The following is a 20,340-nucleotide window of genomic DNA, read 5'->3' on the forward strand; positions in this document are numbered from 1 at the left end:
TGCCGCTCCAGCTCTTCAAGGGTCGCGACCCGCTCCAGCACCAGCCGCCAGAGCGGCCACTCCTGCGCCAGGTCCGGGTCTAGCTCTCCCGGTAGGTCGGGGTGCCTTCCGGGCGGCCGCCGGCTGCGCCAATACCCGCCGTGACCGCGCCGAAAAAATCCCCGTAGTTCACCTCCAGGACGAACCCGAGCGCGCCGATCAGCTCGCGATAGTTGGCCGCGTAGGCGTCGTTGAAGTTGCGCTCGTCGGACAGGTCGCGGCCATCGCGCACCGTGGCGGACAGCAGCTGCCGGACGAACTCCGGCGTGGTGCCTTCGTCGAGACGGTCCACCAGGGCGCCGACCATGTCCGACACGCCGATGTCGCTGTCCAGGACGCCGGCCAGGCCCTTGCCGTCCAAGGCCTTCGCCATCCCGGGGCCGACCAGCTTCACCAGCCGGACCGCGATCCGCAGGCCCTGCATGGCCGGGAACTGCGTGACCGAATACTCGTGGCCGCCGATGGTCTTCTCGCGATGCTCGATCATGCGCCCGAATCCGCGTTGCCGCCGACGAACCGGTCGATGGTCGCCAGCGCAATGGTCCACTCGCGGTTGCCGATCTCCTTGCTGTAGCCGACGTCCGGCCACTGCTGGATCCACGCCGCCGCCGCGAACAGCAGGGTGCGACCGGAGCCGACCTCCTTGACCATCGCCGGGAACACCCCGCCATTCGCCGTCTCGTCGGCGATCGCGAAGCCGGTCAGCACGTCGTTGCTGGCGCTGGTCTGCTTCAGCGTCAGGGTCATTGTGCCGGACCGGTTGTTCGTCCGCGCCCGGCTGACCTCGCCGTCCGCACCGATCGTCTTGTTGTAGGCGGCCTCGTCGGAGGTCACGCTCACGTAGGTGCCATCGGCGTAGCCGGTCATTGAGAACCCGCCGATGATGACCTGCACATCCCGCGGGTCGTAGGTCTTGACTGCCATGGTCCGGCCCTCCTTACGGCGTCACGGTGCCGCGAATGATGACTTCGTGGATTGCGCCGGCCAGCCGGGCGCTGAAGTTCACGTCCCGCAGGATCCGCTGAGCCCGGTCGATCGGGTCGACGTCGAGCACGTCCGGAACGGTCACCGTGTAGGGCGGTTCCGGGGCGATCACGTCGCGTTCCACCGCGATATCCAGCTGCTCGCGAAGCAGCGTCTCGATGATCGCGATGCCGGCGTTCGTGAAGGGGATCTTCGGCTGGTTCACCAGGGCGGTATAGACACGCTCGGTGATGCGGGCCGTCAGCCAGTCGACGCCGCGGATCACGTCGATGTATTCGGGCTCCGCCACAGTCCCGCGCTGGGTGATGTTCACGCCGCCGACTGCGGTATAGATGTTCACGTTCTTGCCGAGCGCGAAGTTGTACTGCGTCGCCGTCAGACTGTCGGCCGGAATGCCGGCCAACGTCTTGAACATCCACGTCGTCGAGCCCGGGTCGGTCGGCAACTGCTTGCCCAGCCATGCGGCGTCCGGATACTCGGCCGCGGCCTGGCTGTGGTAAATCAGCGCCGTCCGCGCATAGGCGGAGGCGACGAGATCCGAGGCCACGTCGTCATCCGCGGCCGTCAGGATGTCGGCATCGGCCGACCGGGCGATGTAGAGCTTCGTGCGGGGCTCGACGAAGGCCGCCACCTCCAGGATGTCCGCCGCGGTTTCGCTGTCGATCGCGAGCCCGTACCACTCGTCATCTTCGTCGACTATCGCCTGCAGGGCCTCGGTCCAGGTTTCCCCGCCACCCTTCCAGCCGATCTTGACCTGCCGCGGGCTCGGCTGCTGGCTGAACGCCGCCTCGGCCATCAGGTATTCGGGGTCGGTCGCCGCGAAGTCGTCGGCCACCGCGTCGATGTTCTGGTAGGCGCGCACCCGCTCGGTGAAGGCCGCCGTCGGGCCGACGAACAGCGGCACCCCGAACCCGGCCCGGGTGACCACGGTCGTCTGGCGGTCAATGAACACGTCCACGATATCGCGCAGCGGCATGGCAGCCTCCTAAATCGTCACTTCGTAGGGCGTCGAAACGCCGTTGATCGTGCCGGTGCCGATGACGGTTTCGATCAGGCCCACGTCGTCGGTGATCTCGGTCGCGGTGCGGAACCGCAGGTCGAATTGCGCGCGGCTCTCGAACCCGGAACCGGTGACCGCGGTCGTGTCCGAAACAGGCGTCAGCAGATCGACGTAGACCAGGCCGGCGCGGCGGAAGTCCTCTTGCACCGTGGTCCGGTCGAGGCTGCGCTGCAGGGCCTGCGCCAGGTCCATGGCCTCGCCGCCGAAGACCTGCAGGCTCACGGTGAGCTCGCTGTCCTGCCCGATCCGAACGATGCCGTCGTCATCAACATCGGCGATGTGCGCATGGCCGACCGGCGCATCGGCCAGCACCTTCACCGTCGCGAAGGGCGTTGCCGGCCGCGGTGCGTTCTGGTCTGCCCGGATGACCTCTGTCACGGCGGCACCCAGCTCCGCGACGCCCCACAGGCGCACCGCGGCCCATGTCTGAGACGCCATCATGGCCGGGCCTTCGTGGCGATGGCTCGATAGTGCGACCGGATGCCGTTCTGCCAGCGACCGACCTGGGTGATCTCGTAGTCGTCGTTGAAGAGGGTCACCCGATCAGGGTTCGTCTCGTCGTCTTCCGACGATCGCAGTTCCGTCGAGGTGTAGAGCCGATAAGCGGCCATGTTGCGCCGCCCCTCCGGCAGCGACTGCATGTCCTCCGGCGTCGCCGGCTGCACGCTCGCCATGATCGACAGATCCACGTCGGACCCGTCGACCCAAACGCCGTTGGCCCAGGCGCCGGGCAGCTTGCGGCGCACCGTGAGGGGTTTCCGGAACATCAGTCGGCACCTTCGACGACATACCGGACCGATTGCCGCATGCCGCCGGTGTCGATCAGCGGATTGGAGCTGCCCTTCGCCTCGATGGTGGACTCCGCGTTCGGCGGTTCGCGGACATCGACGATGCGCTTCTGGATGTCGCCCTGCATGCCCGCGCCGATGATCGACAGGGCCCGGTGCACACTGCCGCGGCCGGCCACAACGCCGCGCAGCAGTTTCGCGAGATCCTGCAGATAGCGGTTGCGGCCGGCATCGACAGCGGACCGCAGGAACGAACGCTCGGGCACATGGCCGTCGTCGCTGCCGAACTCGTTGACGGCGGCCACCAGGGCCATGCTGGTGCCGCCCTCGGCCGGGGGGGCATCTTCCTGCACGCCGACCTTGACGGAGGCCTTCTTCATTGCCGCCAGGTCCCGCTTGATCCGGTCCCAGCCCCGATCGATGTCACGCACGGCCGTCATGCGGTCACCCGCGTGCGCGGTCCGAAGACCGTGGCCCGGCGGAGGCGCACGAACTCCTGGCCATAGGAGGTGGTGTGCAGCTCCGTCATGCCGACCACGCCACCGACAGCGCCGAAGCTGACGGCCAGATCCCCCTCGCGCTGCGAGGTCACCACGCCGCCGGCGCCGTCTCGCTTGGCGATCGTCAGCATGTGCGCCGCGAGATAGGCGATGGCTGTGTCGCGCTTCGCCCCGAACACCTGCCCGACCTGACCGCCGGCAAGCTCCACCGCACCCGCGATCCGATAGGGATCGGTGTCGGCAAGTTCCGGCGCCACGATCGGCAGGATGTTCTCCGGGGCCATAGCCATCAGCTGTCGGCGTCCGGCGCCGCTTCCTTGTCGATCTTGGCGATCTGCTTCTCAGCCGCGGCCGCCACGGTCTTGCGCGGGTGGGAGAGATATTCCCGCAGCCGCGCCATGTCGTAGGTCTCCGCGATCTCCGCCACGATCTCGCCGGCCGGGCGTTCGTCGCCCGCCCCCTCGCCGCCACCGGCGCCCGGATCATTGTCGTCGGTCTCATCGATCGGGGCCGGCGGCAGATGCCGGACGACCTGGATCTGCCCCATCGCGACCCGCGCAGCGATCAGCGGGTGTCGCAGGAACGCCTCGCCGGCGGCGTCGTCCACGACGTTGATGCCCGGCATCAGCCGGAGCCCCTTGCCGTGGATGACAGTCGGAAGCGTCAGCCGGAGGCGCATCAGATGCCCTCCCCGATCGACTGCGACAGCGGATAGTAGATGAGCACGCCGCCGATCCGGGAATGGCACGGCACGACGAATTCGAGGCCGCGCTCCTGGACCGGGAACTGCTCGAACATCACCGGCATTTCCAGCGTCAGGGCGTCCGGGCTGCGGCGATAGGCGATCATGATGTCGCTGTTCGCGGTGCCGGCGTTCTTCAGCTCGTTCGCCCATTCGACCGAGTTGATGTAGGGCGAGTTGCGCAGGAAATACTCCAGGATCGTGGTGTCGCTGTTGTCCGACCGCGGCGTGGTCGCGATCAGCGTGTACTGCTCGATGGGCAGCACCAGGGTGTCCGGGACCTCCGCGCCGTTGGTGAGCGACACGATGCCGTTGGCCAGGTCGTTCATGTCGCGGAGGATCTGCGCCGGGGTCTTGTTGATCCAGAGCGTCGAGCCGCCGCCGCCACCGGCGCCGTCATCTTCCACCGCCGCCCGCGGCACATTGGCGTTGTCCAGCCAGCCCTGCAGGCCGTGGTCGGCGTCACCGAACCAGGCGATGCGATTCCACGACTCCCGCTGCGAGCGGGCAGCCGCGGAGGCCTTGCGCTGCTCGAGCGCCTTGCCGGCCATCTGCGCCGCGCGGATCTCCTGGATCGAATAGCCGTAGCTGTTGCCGATGGAGCGGATCCGCGCGGTAAACTCCCGGGCCTTCACGTCGGCGCGCGGGAGATCGTCGGCGTAGTTGGCGATCACCTTCGCCATGCCGGTGATGTCGTACTGCTCATAGACGATGCTCTCGGCACCGGCGCCGGCGTCGGTCGACACCGGGATCAGCTCCATCGCCTTCAGCGGTGCGCGGACCACGTCATAGGTCTGCGCCTTGCGATGCTCGAGCTCGCGCTCGAAGAAGATCGTCTGCGCCTCGTCGAGGTTCACAAATGCGGGCATGTCATGTCCTCCGATCAGGCCGCCTTGTCGACTTCGAGCACCACCAGCTCGCCATCGCTGCCGGAGGTGTGGAACCGCCCGACCTTCAGGTTGTCGGTGCTGGTGACGGTGAAGCTGTCGTTGAAGGTCGTGGCCAGGTCCGCATAGGCCAGCGCGCCTGCCGTGACGTTGCCGGAGGCCTTGACCCAGACCCGCCCACGGCTCAGCACCGACACCGTCTCGGTGTCCAGGTACTGGGCCCCCGTCGATGCCGGCGTTGCTGCGCGGTTGAAGCCCTGCTCGCGGGTGTGGGTGAAGAGGGCGATGCCGCGGAACACATCGCTGGCGGTCTCCACCAGGGCAACCTGCTGGTTCGGATCGGTGCCGGCGACGACAGCCACCCCGAACGGCACGGCGCCCTCGGCCGCGAAGCTGTCGACCTGGTCGTAGCTCAGATCGTATTTCTGGCCGGCCTGCGCGACTTCCAGGTCAAAGCCGTAGGTGGTCGGATCGGTCTGCGACATCACGCGGCCTCCTTCTTGTCGCGCTTCTTCCACATGTTGGCCATCTCGTCCTGCGCCTTCTGGCGGGCTTCCTCGGCCGCGTCGGCCTTGACCTCGCCGGTGACCTTCTCGGCCGCTGCCTTGCGCTGCTCGCCGATGGCCTTGCCATCCGGCAGCCCCTCGATGACTGCGTCGAACCGGGCCTGGACATAGACATCGGTCTGCCCGTCCAGGTTGGCCTTGGGCGACTTCGCCAGGATGACGGCCTCCATCACCTCGCGGTCGGTCTTGCCGTCCAGCTTGGTATCGGCCGGCAGCACCTTCGCCGCGGCACGCTCCAGGCCGATCCGAGCCGCCACCGCCTTGGCGACCGCCTCGGAATGGTCCGCCTTCTTCAGCGTCTCCAGTTCCTCGGTGGCCGCGTCGAGCTTGGCCTTCAGCTGGTCGCGCTCGGGCTCAACCGTCTTCAGCTTCTCTTCCGCCTCGTCGGCGCGGGCCTGCGCCTTTGCGAGCGCGTTCGCTACTTCCGGCGCGGCCTCGTAGTCGATGCCGTCGAGGGTGACGGTCTTGAGCGTCTTCTCGCCCATGCTGCGGGACTCCTCTTCGTCGATCTGCGCGGCGGATTCGCCGTCCAGGTTGATACGGGCCGCTGCGCCCGCGCGCGCCCTGTCGACCAGGGCGAGGTGGTTGTAGCGAATGCGCGTCTGGCGATGGGTGTAGCGCTGGCCGCCGTACTCGCCGTCTTCGCGGACCAGCTCGACCGTGTAGCCCAGGGAAAGTTCCCGCCGGCCACCGTCGATCGCCTCGACGCCGTCGGCGCTGGTGACGACGAGCGGCGCCAGCACGTAGCGGCCGTCCACAGTGATGGTCTCGCCGGTGTGGCCGATGGCGAGATCCTTGCTGTTGGAAGCGTTCACCAGCTGCTGCGCAGGATGCCCGTTGACGATCGGGATCATCTTCATGGTGTCGAGCGAGGCGCGCTCGAAGACCTGATCGGGATGGCGCAGCTCTCGCCGCACGCTGCCGTCCGCGTTGCGATAGTCGAAGACCCCGGTCCGGGTCACGATGGCTTCGGCGCGGACATAGCCTTCGTCCGTCCGGCTCGCCGCGCCCTTCACCTCGCCTTTGTCGTAGCGGATCTGGTCAGTCACCGGCGGCCCTCAGAAACGAAAAAAGCCCGCACGGCCGGAGCCATGCGGGCTTGATTGGTTCAATACCTGCATCCCCCGGCTACTCCCGACCGGGGCAAATGTCAAGATCCCGTCTCCCGCGCATTGACCCCGGCGGCCGGCGGCTTGTAGTTCGCCGCCACCTGCGCGCGGAGGATCTTCCCCGCCTCCAGGTGGATGGTGACGGTGCCGTAGGTGCCGCTCGATTGGGCCTGCCGGATCAGACCGGCAACCCAAGCCAGCATTGCTTCCTCCGTCATCGCCTGGCTCGGCGCCGATGCAGGCTGTGCCGGCCGGCCGCTGCTGTGCCCATGCCGCGCGGCATCTCCCGGCCTGGGCTCGACGGCGGCCCCCAGTGCTGCGCGACCCAGCGATGCTTGGCCTGCACCGAGGCGTGCCATGGCTTGTCGCGGCCATTGAAATGGACGACCCGTAGCCGGCCGGGACTGAAGGTCCGTCCCTGCGGATGGCCCTTCGCCAGATGCCGGATGCTGCCGATCCCTGCACCAGCCGGCCACACCTCGGCCGAGCGCGCCAGGCAATAGCTGATCCAGGCCTGGTCCGATCCGCGATAGTCGGCCGCCCGCGCCTCGGCGATGCAGGCGGCCGGATCCCGGACGAACCTGTCGTAGACCTCCGGCCGGGTGCCGGTCCGCAGCAGCCACATGCCGCCGGCCAGACGGTTCGGGCCGCGCCCCCACTGCTCGACCGGCCGCCAGCCCACGAAGTCGGCGCCGGACTGCCAGAACGGCGACCAGTCGCCGGTGGCCACCACGTCGATATCTGTCAGGAGGATGCGCTCTCCGAGGCACCGGGCTTCGTCGGAGAACAGCCAGAGGCGACGGTAGGAGGATGGGAAGCGGTCGCCCTCGGGCGTCTTGAGGTGCGCCAGAGCCTTCGCCCCCTCGGGCATCGGCATGACCTCCAAGCCGTCGATCGGCGGCTCGTCGGAGATCGCCACGAAGCGGACAGGCTCGGCACAATGCCGCCGGATCATGTCCTGCACCGTCTTGGCATGGGCCAGCGTGTACTCCCTCTCCCCGCCCCAGCAGAAGACGACGACGGTCGGCGGCGCGCTCATCAGCCCACCTGCTGCCAGCGGAAGCGGATCGGGTTCACAGCCTTGCGGACGCCCTGCGCGGCCTTGATCGCGTCATAGCGCGACCTGTCGCGGCTGAGGGTCGTGTCGGAGGCGTCGGGGACCGAGTGCCGGGTGTGGACGTGCAGGGGCACGTCGGCCAGGACATCCACGGGCGCTGCCTTGGTCATCAGCGACAGGAACGGTGCCGATCCGCCCAGCGAGCCGGAATAGGCCTCGTCGTAGCCGCCGACCGTCCAGTAGAGCCATTGCGGGCAGATGTAGCTGTCGACATGGGGCTTGACCGGCCCGAACTCGCAGTCGTCGGGCAGATCGTCCTTCCGCCGCGTCTCGTCAGCCGCACCCACGCGATAGCGCGCGAAGCGATACCAGCGATCGGAGTCCAGGCGCTTCGCCCGCAGCCTGGCGGCGCTCTCCGCCGGCAGGACGTGGTCGATGTCGACGTGCATGATCCACTCGGTCAGCGCCATCTTCGCACCCAGGTTCCGGGCGCCGTTCCGGTTCCAGGGGATGTCGTCGAGGATCCGGTAGATGTCGACCCGCCGCCGTTCGCCGATCACGTCGGCCGCCGGCTCCGGGCTGCAGTCGTCGACCACCATGATCCGGATGCCCGGCGGGTACTTCTCCCACTCCTCGACCTGGCGGGCGAGCATCTGGGGGTTGCGGTAGTAGGGCACGATCAGCGTGAAGTCAGGCATGCCGGATGAACCCCGTCCGCTGGGAGGCCGGCCAGATCTCCGGCAGCGGCCCCGCGCGCAAGCCCGCAGAGCGCGCCGCTACATCGAAGAACGAGAACGGGTACTGGAACTGCTTCAGGCCCGACCGCCGCGCATGCGGGGCGACCTTGTAGGTGAACAGGACGGCGTTGAACTCCATCTCGGCCAGGTTGCCGATGATCCGCCGGATTGCCTCGGGCGGCAGATGGGTGAAGACGGAATGCGCCCAGGCGAGATCGAACCGCCGGCCCCGGAACTCGGCCAGCGCCCCCTCCGACAGCACGAACTCCGGCCGCGAGGCCGCCCAGCCCTCGGCTTCGGCAAGCGCTCTCGCGTGGTCCAGCGCGGCAGGGGAGATGTCGACGCCCGTGTAGCGGTCCGGGTCCAGGAAGGGCACCGCCTTGCGCGCCAGGCGCCCGGTACCGCAGCCGATGTCCAACAGGGATGAGCCCGCGGTCAGCCCGTGCGCGCGCAGGAACTGCAGCTGCAGGTCGGCGTGCGTCTCCCATTCGTCGGCCCGGCCGATCGCGCCCTTCGGGTCCAGGCCGACCCTCATGTCGGTGTGCTGCGCGTAGGCGGACAGGAAGTCGTGCCGCTCGTACAGCACCCGATATTCGGGGCGCTTGCTGTCCTTATCGGTCCAGCCTCGCATGTCCATCACAGGAACTCCCTCAGCGGTCGCTTCTCGAAACAGTCCAGGCGGCTCTGCAGCGAGGTGTTCCAGACCTTCACGCCCCGGGCGGCCAGCTCGGGCGCGAAGGCCTCGAAGTGCTTGGCGAACAGGGTCTCGTACTGCCATTCCGCCGGCGGGACGCGGTGCCGGTCGTGGTAGTCGCCACCGCCCATGTCGAAGCCGAGCAGGACGATCTCTGCCGCGCCGTCCAGGTAGGCGCGGTTGAGCGCTCCGGCACCGCTGCAGAAGCCTCCGACCCGGCGCGGGTCATGCGACAGCGGCCGGACCTTCTTCGGCCCGCGCGGTTGCGTGCGGCCGACGATCTCCACCCGATACGGCGGCCGTTCTGGCAGGTCGCCGCGGGCCACCTTCCGGCCGGTGTGACGGGCCATGCCGTCCCGGTGCTGGCGATAGAACCGATGGTCGATCCAGAACAGGACATCGGCGTCGGGCCGATCCACATAGGCCGCATTGACCGCCACGATCGGCCGCGGCAGCCGCGGCAGGTCGGCAGGATCGATGGACGCGCCGCCCCCGATCACGAACACCCGCTGCCCGGCGAACGGCCGCGGATGGAGCATCAGCCCAGCACCCGCGAGACGTTCACCAGGGTGCGCTTCTCTTCCGCCGCCTGGCCGGCGCCGACACCCTCGTAGCGCCACCAATGGGGCCCGGCCATCTCGACACTCCACCGGACCGAATAGAGCCCGGTGTTGAGCCTCTGCACTTCCACGTCCTCGCCATAGACGTAGGTCGTGAGTTCGCCGGCCGGATCTCGCATCAGGAAGCGCACCGAGTCCGGATCGACCGGCGCGCCCCCGATCGCGGCAAAGGACGCCTGCAGGTCGAGCAGGTCGCCGACGTCGTAGGCGGCCGCCGCCGGCAGAACGGACAGCGACAGCACGCCGAGATCCGCCATGAACACCAGCTGCGGCTCACCGAGGCTGATTGCCCCCATGGTCAGGGGGTCGGCGGTCAGGTAGTGGACCTGGGTGAGCGCGGGAGAACCGAGATCCACCGGCCCCATCGTCAAGTCGTCTGCCGTCAGTTCGGTCGGCGGCTCGTACTCCGTCAGCTCCGGGCTGCCGAGCGTCACGGCGCCCATCGTCAGGTCATTGGCGACGAGCATGTAGACCTGCGTCAGGGCGGGCGAGCCCAGGACGACGGCGCCGGTGTCGAGGTCGTTGGCCGTCAGGTCGACGGTGTCGTCGAGGTATTCCTCGATGATGATGACACCGGCCGCTCCATTGCCGCCGGGCTGCGGCGAGGCGGCCACGCGCGAGGCGCCGCCGCCGCCCGCCCCGTAGATCGCCCCGACAGCGGTCGCGTTGGTGTTGGTGTTGTCGTTGGCGCCTTTGCCACCGGTGCCGCCCGGGGCGACGCCCACGCCGCCGGCACCGCCGACGCCCGCGACCGCCTGGCTGCCGTTCGCACCGTCGCCATCAGGAGACGCGCCAGCCCCGCCGCCGCCGCCACCGCCAGAAGACCCGCTCAGGCCGTTGGCACCATCACCGCCTTCGGTGTTGACGTCGCCGCCGGTTGCGGTGCCCCCGGTCGTGCCGCCGGGGCCGTTGCCGCCCTGGGTGCCCCCCTCGCCGCCCAGGGCCGACAGGTCGTCGAAGGTCGATGTGCCGCCGGTGTTGCCCTTGCCGTCGGAGACACCGGTGCCGGCGGCACCCACCGAATAGCTGAACTCCTGATCCAGCACGACGGACCGTGTCGCAAAGGCGCAGCCCCCGCCCTTGCCGCCGCCGCCGGAGCCATTATTCGAGCCGCCGCCGGCGCCGCCGCCACCGATGACCGTGACGTCGATCTCGTTGACGCCTTCGGGCACGGTATAGGTGCCGCTCCCCGAGGTCAGGGTGACGGTGTTGACGAGGGTCCGGGCCATATCGGCCTCCTATCAGGCCGGGCCGGGCATGCCGATGTTGAAGGCTGCCAGATTGAACTGGTTGCCCGTAGTCACGGCCTGCGAAGACGACAGGTCGCCGACCGCCAGCAGCCGGCTGTTGGCAGTGTCGCTGATGGCGTAGAAGGCGGCGGTGCCGTCGGCATCGATCGTGCCATCGGTGATCTGCGCCACCGTGACCTGCCGGCCGGACGGGCTGCGGTCGGCCGGGCTGCCGATGCTGAGCGAGGTCTTGTTGCCCAGGCTGTAGGTGTCGGTCGCCTCGGTATAGTCGCTCGGCTCCGTGTCGCAGATATCAAGGCGGGTGGCCTCGGTGTCGAGCACCGTCAGCCCCTCATCGAGCACGCGCGGGTTGATGTAGGACATTGCTGAAAATCTCCTTGTCAGCCGGTGAATTCGTCGATGACGTCGTCGAGCACTGGCAGTGCCGTGCAGCGGCACTGGTAGTCTTCGCCGGGATGCCCCGTGTCAGCGGGTGGATCGTCCCAGCGGAACTTCTTGCCTTCCTTGGCGGCATGACTGGGTCGCACGCGCTCATCGCGCGACGTCGACCAGATGTATTCGGTCACCCCGATGTTCGTCTGACGCAGTTCCGTCAGTTGCCCGTTCAGCTTTGCCACCTGGTCGCGAGCGATCAGCCGGGCCCGGGATTCCGCCACCTGAAAGCGCTGCCCGATCTCGTGTGCGATCTCTTCCGGCCGGGTGCCGCTGCGCATGCCGCGCTGTGCGATGCCCTCGACCTGCGTCAGCTGCTGTTCCGGGATCGACCTGATCAGCGCCGCATTCTCCGCGGCGAAGCTCTGCAACTGGTCTGTCAGCCAGGGTTCGCGGGCAAGCACATCAACACCCAGGACGGAGTTGATCTGCCGGCGCCATTGGGCGCGGTTCCAATCCGCCGTGCGCTCGCCGTACTCCCTGGCCGTCGCCTCCGCTTCTGCCGTGCGCTGCTGCGCCCGCACGCGGAGGGTGGCAACGAGCTCTTGCAGCTGCTGCGGCCAGTCGTCGGCCCGGCGATCGGGCCTGGCCAAATCTGCTTCCCGTCCGATTGACGGCAGGCGATCCAGCAGGATCCGCCGCACGTCGTCGTTGAACGCCTGGACCATCGCCAGCAGGGCGCGGGCATATTCCCGCTCGACGCTGTCCGGCGGGATGGCCTTCGGCGGCCGGCGGCGCAGCCCTCGCCGCCCCTGCGTCGCCTGCCGGTGGCGGAGCGCGCGCAGGAAGGCTTCCTCACGATCGGCCCGCGTGGCGGAGGGTGCGGCAGATGGCAGAATTCGGCCTGCAGAAGGCGCGACGGGAGCCACTTCATCCTGCCTTTTTTCCCGGGGATATGGCCGGGACCTGACGCTGCCGCGCGCCTTGCTGAACACCCGTCTATTCCGTGTCTTCTTCGGCAGCGCCGGGGTTGGTGCCGGCCGGCTGCTGCGCGGCAAGAGCGGCTGCCTGTGCCTCTCGTGCCGCCTGCTCCTGCGCTTCGATTTCCTGTGCCGAGGGGGGCGCCGTCACCTTCCGGCTGGCCGCGTCGATCTCAGTCTCGGCAGACCAGGCGTCCCCGCCGAAGCGGGAGATCGCCACTTCGGACGGATCGACAACACCCGTCTCCAGGTAGATCTTGTCGGCCTGCGCCACGTTGAGCCGATAGGTCGCCTCCTGCTCCTGCGTCATCTGCCAGAGCGGCCGGAAGGTGATCGCCAGGCCGTCGGCGGGCTCCGCGCCGCGCCAGGGCCCTTCCCTGCTCGCGACGATCAGATCCTTGAGCCGGTTGAGCGCCGGCAGCAGGCGGTCTTCCTGCTCGTCGCGGATCTCGTCGTAGAAATTGCGGATGTCGGCGTCGCCCGTGGCGTTCAGGCCCGCCGGCGAGCGCCCCAGCAGCTTGGTCTGCGGAATGCCAGTCACGCCCGACAGCAAGCCTCCGAAGCGGTCCAGCAGGTCCGCCAGGCCGGCCACCGACGACGCCTGCTTCGCGTACTGCTCGTCAGCGTCCAGCAGGATGGTGTTCAGGACGGATCGGCTCATGTCGATCAGGTGCAGGCGCTTCTGCACCAGTTCGTCCTGGCCGCCTGCGATCAGCTCCGACAGGTTCTTGACCGACAGGACCGTCTGCACGAAGTCCGTCAGGATGTTGGCCGAGGCGCTATAGCCGGTGCCGAAGGTCCGCAGCGCCTCGTAGACCGGCTGCAGTTCGCTGTCGCCCCACCCCTGATTCCTGACGCGCTCTTCCTCGGGGATCGCCGCGCCCTGCATGACGATCACCCGGTCGGCGTGGACGCGGTAGGGTGTGCCGATGGTGTACGGCTGGATCGTGTAGACCTCGGGCTCGCCATAGGTCGACCGCATCGGATCGCGGCCGAGATCCTGCTCGGTCCAGGTCACACGGTGCCGATCGTAGACCCGCAGGAACTCCACCCGGCGGACCGCTGCCGTGTTGATCGGCTGATCGAACTCCATCCCGTCGTCGACGCCGATCACCATGACGGCGCCGCCGTAGAGGCGCGCCCACCGCCACAGGTCTCGGCAATGGTGCTTGGCCTTCAGCTGGTCGAGCACATAGACGAGCTCGCCCTCGGCATCGCCCTCGACCTCGATCCACTCGCGGGTGCCTTCCTGCGCCACGATGTCGATGATCCGCCGGCCGATGCCGTCGCTCCGGTAGATCGCCGACAGCTCGGTGCGATCGAGGCGCCGCACGGTGCTGCTGTGCGAGGTCCGGGTCATGCGGTCGCCGCGCGTGCCCATGCGGGTCAGCAGGTTCGCCCAGCCGTCGCCCCGGATGGCCGACAGCGCCTTGGTCACGCGGGATTCCGCCATGTCACATCCTGGTCAGGGCTTCGTAATCCAGGCCCGCGACTGCGACCTTGGCGAATGCGCCGGCCGCTGCGTCGACCTGATCCTTGTACTTGCTGGCCGGGAAGCTCTCGTGCTCGTCGAGGAATGCCCGATTCCACTCCCCGCGCTTGAGCATCACGTTGCCTCCCTGGACCTGAGCCGCGTAGGGCTCGGCCCGCGTTTCCTTGTCGCCCGTCACCCGGTCGGCGAAGGCCCGCCAGCCGGCCAGCATCCGGATCGTCGCCTCTGCGCTCTCCTTGCCGCCGGAGCCCGGCTCCTGCTCGACGAAGATCCGGATCCCCTTGCCGTCGACCTCCGCCGTCTGGCGCAGCCGCTTCTCGCGATCCAGGGCAGACCACTGGCCGCGCACCACGTCCTCGACGAAGTAGCGGCCGTCGCGCAGGCGGTGCATCAGCACGCCGGCCGTGTGGGCGCCGTCGCCGGCCGTCCCGGCCTTGTCCCAGTAGCGCGCCGACGCGGCGATATCCTTCGACGGCGGCCGCGCATCCACGATCTGGAACTGGTCGACCGGGAACAGCCCGCCGCCGCGGATGTATGGCCGCTGCTGGTACAGCGCCTCCCATGAGGCATCGATCATCAGCGCCTTGCGGGCCAGCAGGAACGACAGAGGCTTCAGCGCGGGAAACAGCGCGTCGCCCTTCTTCCGGTACTCCTCGTCTTCCGTCGCGATCGCCGGGAAGCTCACGACCCGGACCGGCCAGCCCTCCTGCTGCAGCCGCCCCGCCGGATCGTCGACATGCCAGCGCGTCATGGTCATCAGCAGGCCGGCGGCCTTGCTGAACCGCGACATGAAGTCGTCCGTCAGCCAGTCCCAGGTGCCGTTCCGCACCGTCTCGGAGTTGGCCTCCTTCCGGCCCTTGATCGGATCGTCGATGACACCGAGGTCCAGACTCTCGCCGGTGATCGACCCGAGCACCGTGGTGTTCCGGAAATAGCCGTCGGCGTCGGCGTACTCGATGATCTCCCGATTGCGCAGCGTCTGCTGGCTGACGGTCACCGCGTTCTTCGATGCGATCCGCAGGGCCGGGAACACGGCCTGGTACCGCGGGCTGTCGTAGTAGCGCTGCAGCGCCAGGTTCGCCCGGACACCCAGGCGATCGCTGAAGCTGGCGAAGATCGACCGCAGATGCGGGTGCTTGCCCGATGCCCACGCCAGGAAGTCGATCACCGTCCAGGACTTGCCGTGCTGCGGCGGCGCCTGCAGCAGCAGCGTCGGGTTCTCCCCGGCAATGAGCTGCCCGAGGAACTGCTGCAGCTCGGCCGCCACCAGGCGCGCCCACCAGCCCTTGACCAGGGTCGGGCGCATGTACTGGCGGAACGCCCAGAAGCTTTCGCGGGCCTCGTGCCGCGCCAGCTGTTCGATCAGGTCCGCGGAGGACAGTGCCTCAGCGGTCGAAGATCTCTGTCGGGAGGCCACGGCGCTCAAGCTCGGCACGCAGTTCCTCCGGTGTCAGCTCCGCGCGCTTCGTTTCGATGGGACCGCCGCCCTTGCCGGTCAGTTCGTGCCGGTTCACGAACATGCCGAGATGCTTGCCGAGCAGCCCGAGGGCATCCGTCTTCGGCCAGAAACGCACCTTCGCGACGTGCTCGACTTCGACCGGGTCGGTACCCGGGATCCGCTTCGTCACAACCTCGAAGCTCGACACCGCCCGGGCGATATCGTCGGGCCAGTCCTTCACCGGCAGAAGCCGGCCGTCGGCGTCGAACAGCGCCCGCGGGTCCGACATGCCGATCCGGCGCAGTTCCAGGACGACCTGGTCGGCGTTGATCTCGACGCGCTCGGCGCGCCTCGCTTCGGCTTCCGCGATCTCGGAAGCGATTACAGGTTTCCGGAGGTTTTCCGACCCTATGCGAGCTGCGGTCTTCTCGCTGTACCCTGCATCGATCGCTGCCTGCGTCGCGTTGCCGGTCACCAGGTAGGAGGCGACGAAGCGCTTTTGCTTCGGTGTCACTTCGGCTGCTTCTGCCCCGGCGTGCCCAGCTTCGGCGGCTGCATCGTCAGGTCGTTGGCCTTGAGGAAGTGCACCTTCGGGGCCGGCTTGGCGTCGGCCTTCGGCTGCTTCGGCTGGTCGGTCATGCTACCCCCAGAAACGCAAAAGGCCGCTCAGGTTGCCCTGGCGGCCGGTTCAGTGTCGCGCGTCTCGCGACGATGACAGCGAAAATGCCACAAGTTCCCGAATTTGGGAACTGCCCCCTTGCACTTTTTCCAGGATCGTGGTCGCGACCCGGTCGGCCCGCTTCTTCGCGCCGCGGTCGGTGATCCCCAGGCGGTCGCCGATCCACTGCCAATGCCAGCCGCGGGCCCGGGCGACGAAGATCCATGCATCGTCGCTGTCGACGCCGTGCAGCCAGGGCAGCACGAGCCACATCCGATCGATGGCAGCAGGTGCCGGCGCAGACCGCGGGGCGCGCATTGCCTCGAAGCGGCCACCTGCGTCGACAGCGTTGCTGAACACCTCCTGCGCCTCCCGCAGTGTCTCGGGCCAGCCGGTGCCCTTCTGCCGCAGGAAGCGCCGCTCCGGGTCCGGCAGCGCCGCCAGCGTCTGCAGCGCCTCGATCAGCAGCGCCTTGACCTCGGCAGGGGTGGTGGGGCGCGGGGCGGTCATCGTCCGCGCTTGAGCCTCTCAGTTTCTCGGGCCATGCGGCCGGCCGCCATCAGGGTTGCGCCGATGGCCTCCGCCTCGTCCGGCGTCAACCAGATCTCCTGCCACTGCGAACTGTCGTTCGGTTCCATGCTGTGGCCGACCACCAGGTGCACAGGCCGCGCCCTGCCATCCGTGTTCGCCTCGATGTGCACCGCCCCTTCGCGGCCGTCCTTGATCTCGAATTGCCCTTGCATGCTCGCCTCCTCAGTGAACGCTGTCGGCATCATCGCGCTTCGGCGGCGGATCTGCCCAGGCCGGCCGCTCGTCAAGCCTCCGCCACCACGGGATTTCCTCCGCTTCGGCCTTCGCCTCCGCCTGGCGCTGGGCAAGGATCTCCTGGTGCTTGCGAAGCAGCATCTGGCTCACCGAGTAGAACCACTTGCGGGATCGCTTCTCGGCCGGCTGTGCGGCGATCCAGTCGTCGATCGCCCGCAGCTCGGCCTTCAGGTCGGGGATGGCGTGGTACGACTCCGCCCAGGTGTCGAAGTCGCCGCGGTTGAGCCGGATGAACCTCCCCGAGAACACGATCGCCTTGCCGTCGTTGTCCGGCGGATCGGGGTCGCGCGCAGGCGCGGGGGGCTGAGCACATACCTCTCCAGGGGAATCTTTATCTTCTTCTTCCTCTACCTCTCTATCTGGTGCGTTACATCGCGTTACACGCTCGTTACCCGCCGTTGCATCGGCGTTTCCGTCCGTTTCATCCGACCCTTCCGACGTGTCATCGGGGACCGTACCGTTACCCTTCTGTGCGGCCTGACGCTTCCGCTCCCGGTGGGCCCGGACCCGTTCCGCGCTGTCGTCGTCGCGCTTCGTCTGCCGCTTGTCCCAGGCCGTCAGGCGCCCGTCTGCGATCAGCCCCTTGCCCTCCAGGGCGGCAAGAATCTTAGCGACCTCGTCTTCCTCGTAGCCGTAGGCGGCGGCCAGTTCCTCGGGGTCGAAGCCGTCGATGCTGCCGCGGTCTTCATGCTGGCTGGCGAAGTCCATCAGCGCCCACCAGACAGCGGCGACGTCGCCCGGGCGAACCCCGGCCCGGCGGGCAATCATTTGCCACTTCGGATCTGTCGGCGCACCGTGGTGCGAGCGGAACCAGTCGAAACGGGAGGGTCCGGTTGCCATGATCGTGCAGCCTCACAGGTCGAATTGTTCGGGTTCAGAAAACGGCAGTCCGCGATCAGTGAACCGCCCGCTCTCCTTCAGGAAGTGCAGCTTCGCCCGGTCGAGCCGGCCCATCCGCTGCTTGGCGACGTCGACGAAAGCGACGTTGCGCATGGCGGCCAGGTCGCGGGCCAGTTCTTCAGCCTTTTCGCCGGTGGCGCCGTCGAGCTGCCGCGCCAGATAGACCTCCGGCCGATAGAGCATCAGCACGACGTCGGCGTCCTGCTCGATCGAGCCTGAATCGCGCAGGTCCGCCAAGGTCGGCCGGGCATCGCCTCGCCGCTCGGTGGCGCGGGCTTCGACGCCGCGGTTCAGCTGGCACAGCACCAGCATCGCAACTTTCTCCGCCTTCGCGATCTCGCGCAGGGCCCGGCTCATCTCCGCGACCTCGTTGACGCGCTGGCCGCGGTAGCGATCGTCGGAGCGCATGAACTGCAGGTAGTCGACGACCACCAGCTTGATGTTGTGCCGGCGGCGCAGGGTGCGGACGGCGGCGCCAATGTCCCCGGCGGACATGCCGGCCTTGTCGATGATCGTCAGCGGCAGGTTGTGCAGATCCGCCCGGACGAGTTCTAGACTGCCGAAGTCGTCAGGCCGCAGTTGCCCCTGGTGAATGTCGGAGTAGGTCACCCCGGAGCCGATCCCGAGAACGCGGCTCGCCAGCTGTTCGGCGTTCATCTCGAGACTGAAAAAGGCAACCTCCGCTCCCTCCTTGCCCGCCGTCGCCCAGTGCTTCGCGGCAGCCTGGTGCGCGATCCAGCCGGCCAGGGCCGATTTCCCCATGCTCGGGCGCGCGGCGAGAATCGTCATGCCGCCGATCGGCAGCCCGCCGATGATGCCGTCGAGGCTCGGCAGGCCCGTCCGCACCGCCGGCAGCGGGGCGCCGTTCGCGCGATCCTCCGCGGCGTCCAGCACCCGGTCAGCGGCGGCGCCGATGGTCGTGATGCTCTCGCCCATGTTGTCGACCATCAGGCCGGCGATCGCCTGTTCCGCGGTCGCAAGGGCAACCTCCGGGTCGCCGTCCGTCTGCGCATCCCGCGCCGCCTCGTAGAGCCTGGCCGCCGCCTCCATCGCGCCGCGGCACAGCCGCTTGCGCCGAAGCTCCAGGGCCGCCCACTGCATTTCCCGGTCGAACAGGGAGGCGCCTTCAGACAGCGCCCGGATGTAGCCGGCAGCGCCGTGGATCTCCAGGCCCTCGACGCCCTCGACGCGCGGCGAGATCGCCTTCGGCGTCGCCGGCAGGCCGCGGCCCTTCAGGTCGCAGATCTCCCGCCATATCGTCTGGTGCGCCGGGAAGAAGAAGTCCTCGGCCGCGACGGCGGCGCGGATCTCGTCGAACACGTCGGTGCGGCCCTGCGCCTCGTAGACGAGCAGCGTGCCGAGCAATTCGTGCTCAAGGGTCAGGTCCGGCCTGAAATCCTCGGTGTCGAGGTCCGGCGCGAACAGCTGCACCTGCGGCCTGTCGATCGTCTCAGACATCACGCCGCCCCCTGGAACAACGGCCCGGTGCGCGCGGCGAGCGACGGCACGAAGAGCGAGCACCCATAGAACCAGAGGCCGCAGGCGTCGCCCTCATGGTCGTTCCGAACCTGCCAGCCGAGGCGCCGGCAATAGGCCATCGTCGCCGCCTTCGCCGCCTCGCTGCCCTTGGGCACGACGGACAGCAGGAACCGACGCCACTCCTGCACTGTCGCCTCGCAGCACGGGGTGGCGCAGGCGACGCACGCGGCTTCGACGATCGCCGCATAGCCCATCACCAGCCGGGTGGTCTGCGCCCGCTGCCGGAGTTTCAGGAACGGCGTCTCGTAGATGACCCGATCCGGCTGATGCTCGCGGATCGCGCCACAGACGTGGTCATAGAGCGCGGCGAAGCGCGGCCCGTTGTCGCCATCCTTGCCGGCGGGCAAACGCCACGACCAGAACAGCGGCGAGCCGCCGGCATCGCCGACGGCCCCACCGGTCACGTTGTTCTGATCCAGCGCCAGCAGGCGCATCACTGCACCGTCATGCCGGCGGCTTCGGTGGCGGCCTTGATCTCGGCCATCGTGGCGCCGTCGCCCTTGTGCTTCGTCGCCGGCTTCGTACCGGGCTTCGCGGCGGCGGGCTCGCGCGGCGGGTCTTCCTCGAAGTCGTCGTCGTCGTCGTCCGTTTCCTCGCCGTCCGCCAGCAACGGCGCCTCGACCAGATCGCGCATCCGGCTTTCGGCCTCGGCGAACAGGTCACCGGCCTTCGCAACGTCGTGGCGACCGACATGCCCGGCATACTCGGCAGCCAGGCGCATCGTCTCCAGATCGGACAGAAGCCGCTGCGGGTCAGCCTTCAGCATCATCGTGATCGCGCTGGTTTCCAGGCCGATGCCCTTGGCGCCCTTCAGGGCGTTCCGGTACTGCGCCTTGGCCGTCTCCAGCTTGCTGTAAGCGGTGGCGACACCCTTCAGGGTCGTGCGGATCTCGCTCAGGTCCGGCAGCACGCGAGCCGCCTCGTCTTTGGCTTTTCGGGCCATGTCAGGTCTCCGGGAAAAGAGGCCGGGCGCCCCGAGGGACGGCCCGGCCAGTTAGGGAGGAAACGCCCAAGAAGGGCTGCCCGCTTTCGGACGGCGCCGTGGCCCCGCCGTACTCATCCACTGCCCCGAGGGGCGGCGGGCTGTGGATCTCGTGGGCCGT

29 protein-coding genes are annotated in these 20,340 nt (G+C 68.4%); all 29 read right to left on the reverse strand.

Going from position 1 to position 20,340, the window contains the following annotated elements:
- Nucleotides 1–79 precede the first annotated feature (79 nt).
- A complete protein-coding gene (locus ACFOGJ_RS08825) occupies nucleotides 80–526 on the reverse strand; it encodes a phage tail assembly chaperone (protein ID WP_379899495.1) in 447 nt (148 codons plus the stop codon).
- Nucleotides 523–963: a phage structural protein gene (locus ACFOGJ_RS08830; RefSeq protein WP_379899496.1), complete on the reverse strand. Its 441-nt coding sequence runs from the start codon at nucleotides 961–963 to the stop codon at nucleotides 523–525. Before ACFOGJ_RS08830 ends, ACFOGJ_RS08825 begins: the two co-directional genes overlap by 4 nt.
- Before the next feature lie 13 nt (nucleotides 964–976).
- The gene (locus tag ACFOGJ_RS08835; RefSeq protein ID WP_379899497.1) at nucleotides 977–1,999 is read right to left on the reverse strand and encodes a DUF3383 family protein; all 1,023 of its coding nucleotides are present in this window, start codon (nucleotides 1,997–1,999) and stop codon (nucleotides 977–979) included.
- Nucleotides 2,000–2,008: 9 nt separating this feature from the next.
- Entirely contained in the window at nucleotides 2,009–2,524 is a 516-nt protein-coding gene (locus ACFOGJ_RS08840) for a phage neck terminator protein (RefSeq protein ID WP_379899498.1), read from the reverse strand.
- Complete coding sequence (locus tag ACFOGJ_RS08845) at nucleotides 2,521–2,850, reverse strand: hypothetical protein (RefSeq protein ID WP_379899499.1); 330 nt, start codon at nucleotides 2,848–2,850, stop codon at nucleotides 2,521–2,523. The genes ACFOGJ_RS08840 and ACFOGJ_RS08845 overlap by 4 nt, the downstream gene beginning before the upstream one ends.
- Nucleotides 2,850–3,311, reverse strand: a complete 462-nt coding sequence (locus ACFOGJ_RS08850) for a hypothetical protein (RefSeq protein ID WP_379899500.1) — start codon at nucleotides 3,309–3,311, stop codon at nucleotides 2,850–2,852. Before ACFOGJ_RS08850 ends, ACFOGJ_RS08845 begins: the two co-directional genes overlap by 1 nt.
- A complete protein-coding gene (locus ACFOGJ_RS08855) occupies nucleotides 3,308–3,661 on the reverse strand; it encodes a DUF4054 domain-containing protein (protein WP_379899501.1) in 354 nt (117 codons plus the stop codon). Before ACFOGJ_RS08855 ends, ACFOGJ_RS08850 begins: the two co-directional genes overlap by 4 nt.
- Nucleotides 3,661–4,050, reverse strand: coding sequence for a hypothetical protein (locus ACFOGJ_RS08860; RefSeq protein ID WP_379899502.1), 390 nt, complete (start codon nucleotides 4,048–4,050; stop codon nucleotides 3,661–3,663). Before ACFOGJ_RS08860 ends, ACFOGJ_RS08855 begins: the two co-directional genes overlap by 1 nt.
- A complete protein-coding gene (locus tag ACFOGJ_RS08865) occupies nucleotides 4,050–4,982 on the reverse strand; it encodes a DUF2184 domain-containing protein (RefSeq protein ID WP_379899503.1) in 933 nt (310 codons plus the stop codon). The genes ACFOGJ_RS08860 and ACFOGJ_RS08865 overlap by 1 nt, the downstream gene beginning before the upstream one ends.
- A 14-nt stretch (nucleotides 4,983–4,996) precedes the next feature.
- On the reverse strand, nucleotides 4,997–5,485 hold the full coding sequence (locus tag ACFOGJ_RS08870) for a structural cement protein Gp24 (RefSeq protein WP_379899504.1): 489 nt from the start codon (nucleotides 5,483–5,485) through the stop codon (nucleotides 4,997–4,999).
- The gene (locus ACFOGJ_RS08875) at nucleotides 5,485–6,615 is read right to left on the reverse strand and encodes a DUF2213 domain-containing protein (RefSeq protein WP_379899505.1); all 1,131 of its coding nucleotides are present in this window, start codon (nucleotides 6,613–6,615) and stop codon (nucleotides 5,485–5,487) included. Before ACFOGJ_RS08875 ends, ACFOGJ_RS08870 begins: the two co-directional genes overlap by 1 nt.
- A gap of 101 nt (nucleotides 6,616–6,716) precedes the next feature.
- Nucleotides 6,717–6,893, reverse strand: coding sequence for a hypothetical protein (locus ACFOGJ_RS08880; RefSeq protein ID WP_379899506.1), 177 nt, complete (start codon nucleotides 6,891–6,893; stop codon nucleotides 6,717–6,719).
- Nucleotides 6,890–7,714: a hypothetical protein gene (locus ACFOGJ_RS08885; protein ID WP_379899507.1), complete on the reverse strand. Its 825-nt coding sequence runs from the start codon at nucleotides 7,712–7,714 to the stop codon at nucleotides 6,890–6,892. The genes ACFOGJ_RS08880 and ACFOGJ_RS08885 overlap by 4 nt, the downstream gene beginning before the upstream one ends.
- Entirely contained in the window at nucleotides 7,714–8,430 is a 717-nt protein-coding gene (locus ACFOGJ_RS08890) for a glycosyltransferase family 2 protein (RefSeq protein ID WP_379899508.1), read from the reverse strand. The genes ACFOGJ_RS08885 and ACFOGJ_RS08890 overlap by 1 nt, the downstream gene beginning before the upstream one ends.
- Nucleotides 8,423–9,106 carry a class I SAM-dependent methyltransferase gene (locus tag ACFOGJ_RS08895; RefSeq protein WP_379899509.1) on the reverse strand — a complete coding sequence of 228 codons (684 nt, stop codon included), beginning with the start codon at nucleotides 9,104–9,106 and terminating at the stop codon, nucleotides 8,423–8,425. Before ACFOGJ_RS08895 ends, ACFOGJ_RS08890 begins: the two co-directional genes overlap by 8 nt.
- The gene (locus ACFOGJ_RS08900) at nucleotides 9,106–9,702 is read right to left on the reverse strand and encodes a hypothetical protein (RefSeq protein ID WP_379899510.1); all 597 of its coding nucleotides are present in this window, start codon (nucleotides 9,700–9,702) and stop codon (nucleotides 9,106–9,108) included. Before ACFOGJ_RS08900 ends, ACFOGJ_RS08895 begins: the two co-directional genes overlap by 1 nt.
- Nucleotides 9,702–11,012: a glycine-rich domain-containing protein gene (locus ACFOGJ_RS08905; RefSeq protein ID WP_379899511.1), complete on the reverse strand. Its 1,311-nt coding sequence runs from the start codon at nucleotides 11,010–11,012 to the stop codon at nucleotides 9,702–9,704. The genes ACFOGJ_RS08900 and ACFOGJ_RS08905 overlap by 1 nt, the downstream gene beginning before the upstream one ends.
- A 12-nt stretch (nucleotides 11,013–11,024) precedes the next feature.
- Nucleotides 11,025–11,396, reverse strand: a complete 372-nt coding sequence (locus ACFOGJ_RS08910) for a hypothetical protein (RefSeq protein WP_379899512.1) — start codon at nucleotides 11,394–11,396, stop codon at nucleotides 11,025–11,027.
- 17 nt (nucleotides 11,397–11,413) lie between these two features.
- On the reverse strand, nucleotides 11,414–12,400 hold the full coding sequence (locus ACFOGJ_RS08915) for a phage head morphogenesis protein (protein ID WP_379899513.1): 987 nt from the start codon (nucleotides 12,398–12,400) through the stop codon (nucleotides 11,414–11,416).
- Nucleotides 12,401–12,404: 4 nt separating this feature from the next.
- Entirely contained in the window at nucleotides 12,405–13,838 is a 1,434-nt protein-coding gene (locus tag ACFOGJ_RS08920; protein WP_379899514.1) for an anti-CBASS protein Acb1 family protein, read from the reverse strand.
- A gap of 1 nt (nucleotide 13,839) precedes the next feature.
- Complete coding sequence (terL, locus tag ACFOGJ_RS08925) at nucleotides 13,840–15,312, reverse strand: phage terminase large subunit (protein ID WP_379899515.1); 1,473 nt, start codon at nucleotides 15,310–15,312, stop codon at nucleotides 13,840–13,842.
- On the reverse strand, nucleotides 15,263–15,829 hold the full coding sequence (locus ACFOGJ_RS08930) for a terminase small subunit (RefSeq protein WP_379899516.1): 567 nt from the start codon (nucleotides 15,827–15,829) through the stop codon (nucleotides 15,263–15,265). The genes terL and ACFOGJ_RS08930 overlap by 50 nt, the downstream gene beginning before the upstream one ends.
- A complete protein-coding gene (locus tag ACFOGJ_RS08935) occupies nucleotides 15,826–15,954 on the reverse strand; it encodes a hypothetical protein (RefSeq protein WP_379899517.1) in 129 nt (42 codons plus the stop codon). Before ACFOGJ_RS08935 ends, ACFOGJ_RS08930 begins: the two co-directional genes overlap by 4 nt.
- Before the next feature lie 49 nt (nucleotides 15,955–16,003).
- Nucleotides 16,004–16,483: a DUF6362 family protein gene (locus ACFOGJ_RS08940; protein WP_379899518.1), complete on the reverse strand. Its 480-nt coding sequence runs from the start codon at nucleotides 16,481–16,483 to the stop codon at nucleotides 16,004–16,006.
- A complete protein-coding gene (locus ACFOGJ_RS08945) occupies nucleotides 16,480–16,716 on the reverse strand; it encodes a hypothetical protein (RefSeq protein ID WP_379899519.1) in 237 nt (78 codons plus the stop codon). Before ACFOGJ_RS08945 ends, ACFOGJ_RS08940 begins: the two co-directional genes overlap by 4 nt.
- A 10-nt stretch (nucleotides 16,717–16,726) precedes the next feature.
- On the reverse strand, nucleotides 16,727–17,638 hold the full coding sequence (locus ACFOGJ_RS08950; protein ID WP_379899520.1) for a hypothetical protein: 912 nt from the start codon (nucleotides 17,636–17,638) through the stop codon (nucleotides 16,727–16,729).
- Between the two features lie 12 nt (nucleotides 17,639–17,650).
- Nucleotides 17,651–19,156: a replicative DNA helicase gene (locus ACFOGJ_RS08955; protein ID WP_379899521.1), complete on the reverse strand. Its 1,506-nt coding sequence runs from the start codon at nucleotides 19,154–19,156 to the stop codon at nucleotides 17,651–17,653.
- Nucleotides 19,156–19,674 carry a hypothetical protein gene (locus tag ACFOGJ_RS08960; RefSeq protein WP_379899522.1) on the reverse strand — a complete coding sequence of 173 codons (519 nt, stop codon included), beginning with the start codon at nucleotides 19,672–19,674 and terminating at the stop codon, nucleotides 19,156–19,158. Before ACFOGJ_RS08960 ends, ACFOGJ_RS08955 begins: the two co-directional genes overlap by 1 nt.
- Nucleotides 19,671–20,180, reverse strand: a complete 510-nt coding sequence (locus ACFOGJ_RS08965; RefSeq protein WP_379899523.1) for a hypothetical protein — start codon at nucleotides 20,178–20,180, stop codon at nucleotides 19,671–19,673. The genes ACFOGJ_RS08960 and ACFOGJ_RS08965 overlap by 4 nt, the downstream gene beginning before the upstream one ends.
- Between the last annotated feature and the right edge of the window lie 160 nt (nucleotides 20,181–20,340).

This window comes from Marinibaculum pumilum, from assembly GCF_042646425.1.
GTDB lineage: Bacteria > Pseudomonadota > Alphaproteobacteria > Ferrovibrionales > Ferrovibrionaceae > Marinibaculum > Marinibaculum pumilum.

Excerpts from the sequence above, each read along its gene's own strand:
- ACFOGJ_RS08900 (WP_379899510.1), bottom strand. The coding sequence starts at position 9,702 with ATGCTCCATCCGCGGCCGTTCGCCGGGCAGCGGGTGTTCGTGATCGGG.
- ACFOGJ_RS08935 (WP_379899517.1), bottom strand. The coding sequence starts at position 15,954 with ATGACCGACCAGCCGAAGCAGCCGAAGGCCGACGCCAAGCCGGCCCCG.
- ACFOGJ_RS08920 (WP_379899514.1), bottom strand. The coding sequence starts at position 13,838 with ATGGCGGAATCCCGCGTGACCAAGGCGCTGTCGGCCATCCGGGGCGAC.
- ACFOGJ_RS08910 (WP_379899512.1), bottom strand. The coding sequence starts at position 11,396 with ATGTCCTACATCAACCCGCGCGTGCTCGATGAGGGGCTGACGGTGCTC.
- ACFOGJ_RS08850 (WP_379899500.1), bottom strand. The coding sequence starts at position 3,311 with ATGACGGCCGTGCGTGACATCGATCGGGGCTGGGACCGGATCAAGCGG.
- ACFOGJ_RS08945 (WP_379899519.1), bottom strand. The coding sequence starts at position 16,716 with ATGCAAGGGCAATTCGAGATCAAGGACGGCCGCGAAGGGGCGGTGCAC.
- ACFOGJ_RS08955 (WP_379899521.1), bottom strand. The coding sequence starts at position 19,156 with ATGTCTGAGACGATCGACAGGCCGCAGGTGCAGCTGTTCGCGCCGGAC.
- ACFOGJ_RS08965 (WP_379899523.1), bottom strand. The coding sequence starts at position 20,180 with ATGGCCCGAAAAGCCAAAGACGAGGCGGCTCGCGTGCTGCCGGACCTG.
- ACFOGJ_RS08890 (WP_379899508.1), bottom strand. The coding sequence starts at position 8,430 with ATGCCTGACTTCACGCTGATCGTGCCCTACTACCGCAACCCCCAGATG.
- ACFOGJ_RS08825 (WP_379899495.1), bottom strand. The coding sequence starts at position 526 with ATGATCGAGCATCGCGAGAAGACCATCGGCGGCCACGAGTATTCGGTC.
- ACFOGJ_RS08870 (WP_379899504.1), bottom strand. The coding sequence starts at position 5,485 with ATGTCGCAGACCGATCCGACCACCTACGGCTTTGACCTGGAAGTCGCG.
- ACFOGJ_RS08905 (WP_379899511.1), bottom strand. The coding sequence starts at position 11,012 with ATGGCCCGGACCCTCGTCAACACCGTCACCCTGACCTCGGGGAGCGGC.
- ACFOGJ_RS08865 (WP_379899503.1), bottom strand. The coding sequence starts at position 4,982 with ATGCCCGCATTTGTGAACCTCGACGAGGCGCAGACGATCTTCTTCGAG.
- ACFOGJ_RS08950 (WP_379899520.1), bottom strand. The coding sequence starts at position 17,638 with ATGGCAACCGGACCCTCCCGTTTCGACTGGTTCCGCTCGCACCACGGT.
- ACFOGJ_RS08860 (WP_379899502.1), bottom strand. The coding sequence starts at position 4,050 with ATGCGCCTCCGGCTGACGCTTCCGACTGTCATCCACGGCAAGGGGCTC.
- ACFOGJ_RS08830 (WP_379899496.1), bottom strand. The coding sequence starts at position 963 with ATGGCAGTCAAGACCTACGACCCGCGGGATGTGCAGGTCATCATCGGC.
- ACFOGJ_RS08845 (WP_379899499.1), bottom strand. The coding sequence starts at position 2,850 with ATGTTCCGGAAACCCCTCACGGTGCGCCGCAAGCTGCCCGGCGCCTGG.
- ACFOGJ_RS08895 (WP_379899509.1), bottom strand. The coding sequence starts at position 9,106 with ATGGACATGCGAGGCTGGACCGATAAGGACAGCAAGCGCCCCGAATAT.
- ACFOGJ_RS08840 (WP_379899498.1), bottom strand. The coding sequence starts at position 2,524 with ATGATGGCGTCTCAGACATGGGCCGCGGTGCGCCTGTGGGGCGTCGCG.
- ACFOGJ_RS08885 (WP_379899507.1), bottom strand. The coding sequence starts at position 7,714 with ATGAGCGCGCCGCCGACCGTCGTCGTCTTCTGCTGGGGCGGGGAGAGG.
- ACFOGJ_RS08880 (WP_379899506.1), bottom strand. The coding sequence starts at position 6,893 with ATGACGGAGGAAGCAATGCTGGCTTGGGTTGCCGGTCTGATCCGGCAG.
- ACFOGJ_RS08855 (WP_379899501.1), bottom strand. The coding sequence starts at position 3,661 with ATGGCTATGGCCCCGGAGAACATCCTGCCGATCGTGGCGCCGGAACTT.
- ACFOGJ_RS08835 (WP_379899497.1), bottom strand. The coding sequence starts at position 1,999 with ATGCCGCTGCGCGATATCGTGGACGTGTTCATTGACCGCCAGACGACC.
- ACFOGJ_RS08940 (WP_379899518.1), bottom strand. The coding sequence starts at position 16,483 with ATGACCGCCCCGCGCCCCACCACCCCTGCCGAGGTCAAGGCGCTGCTG.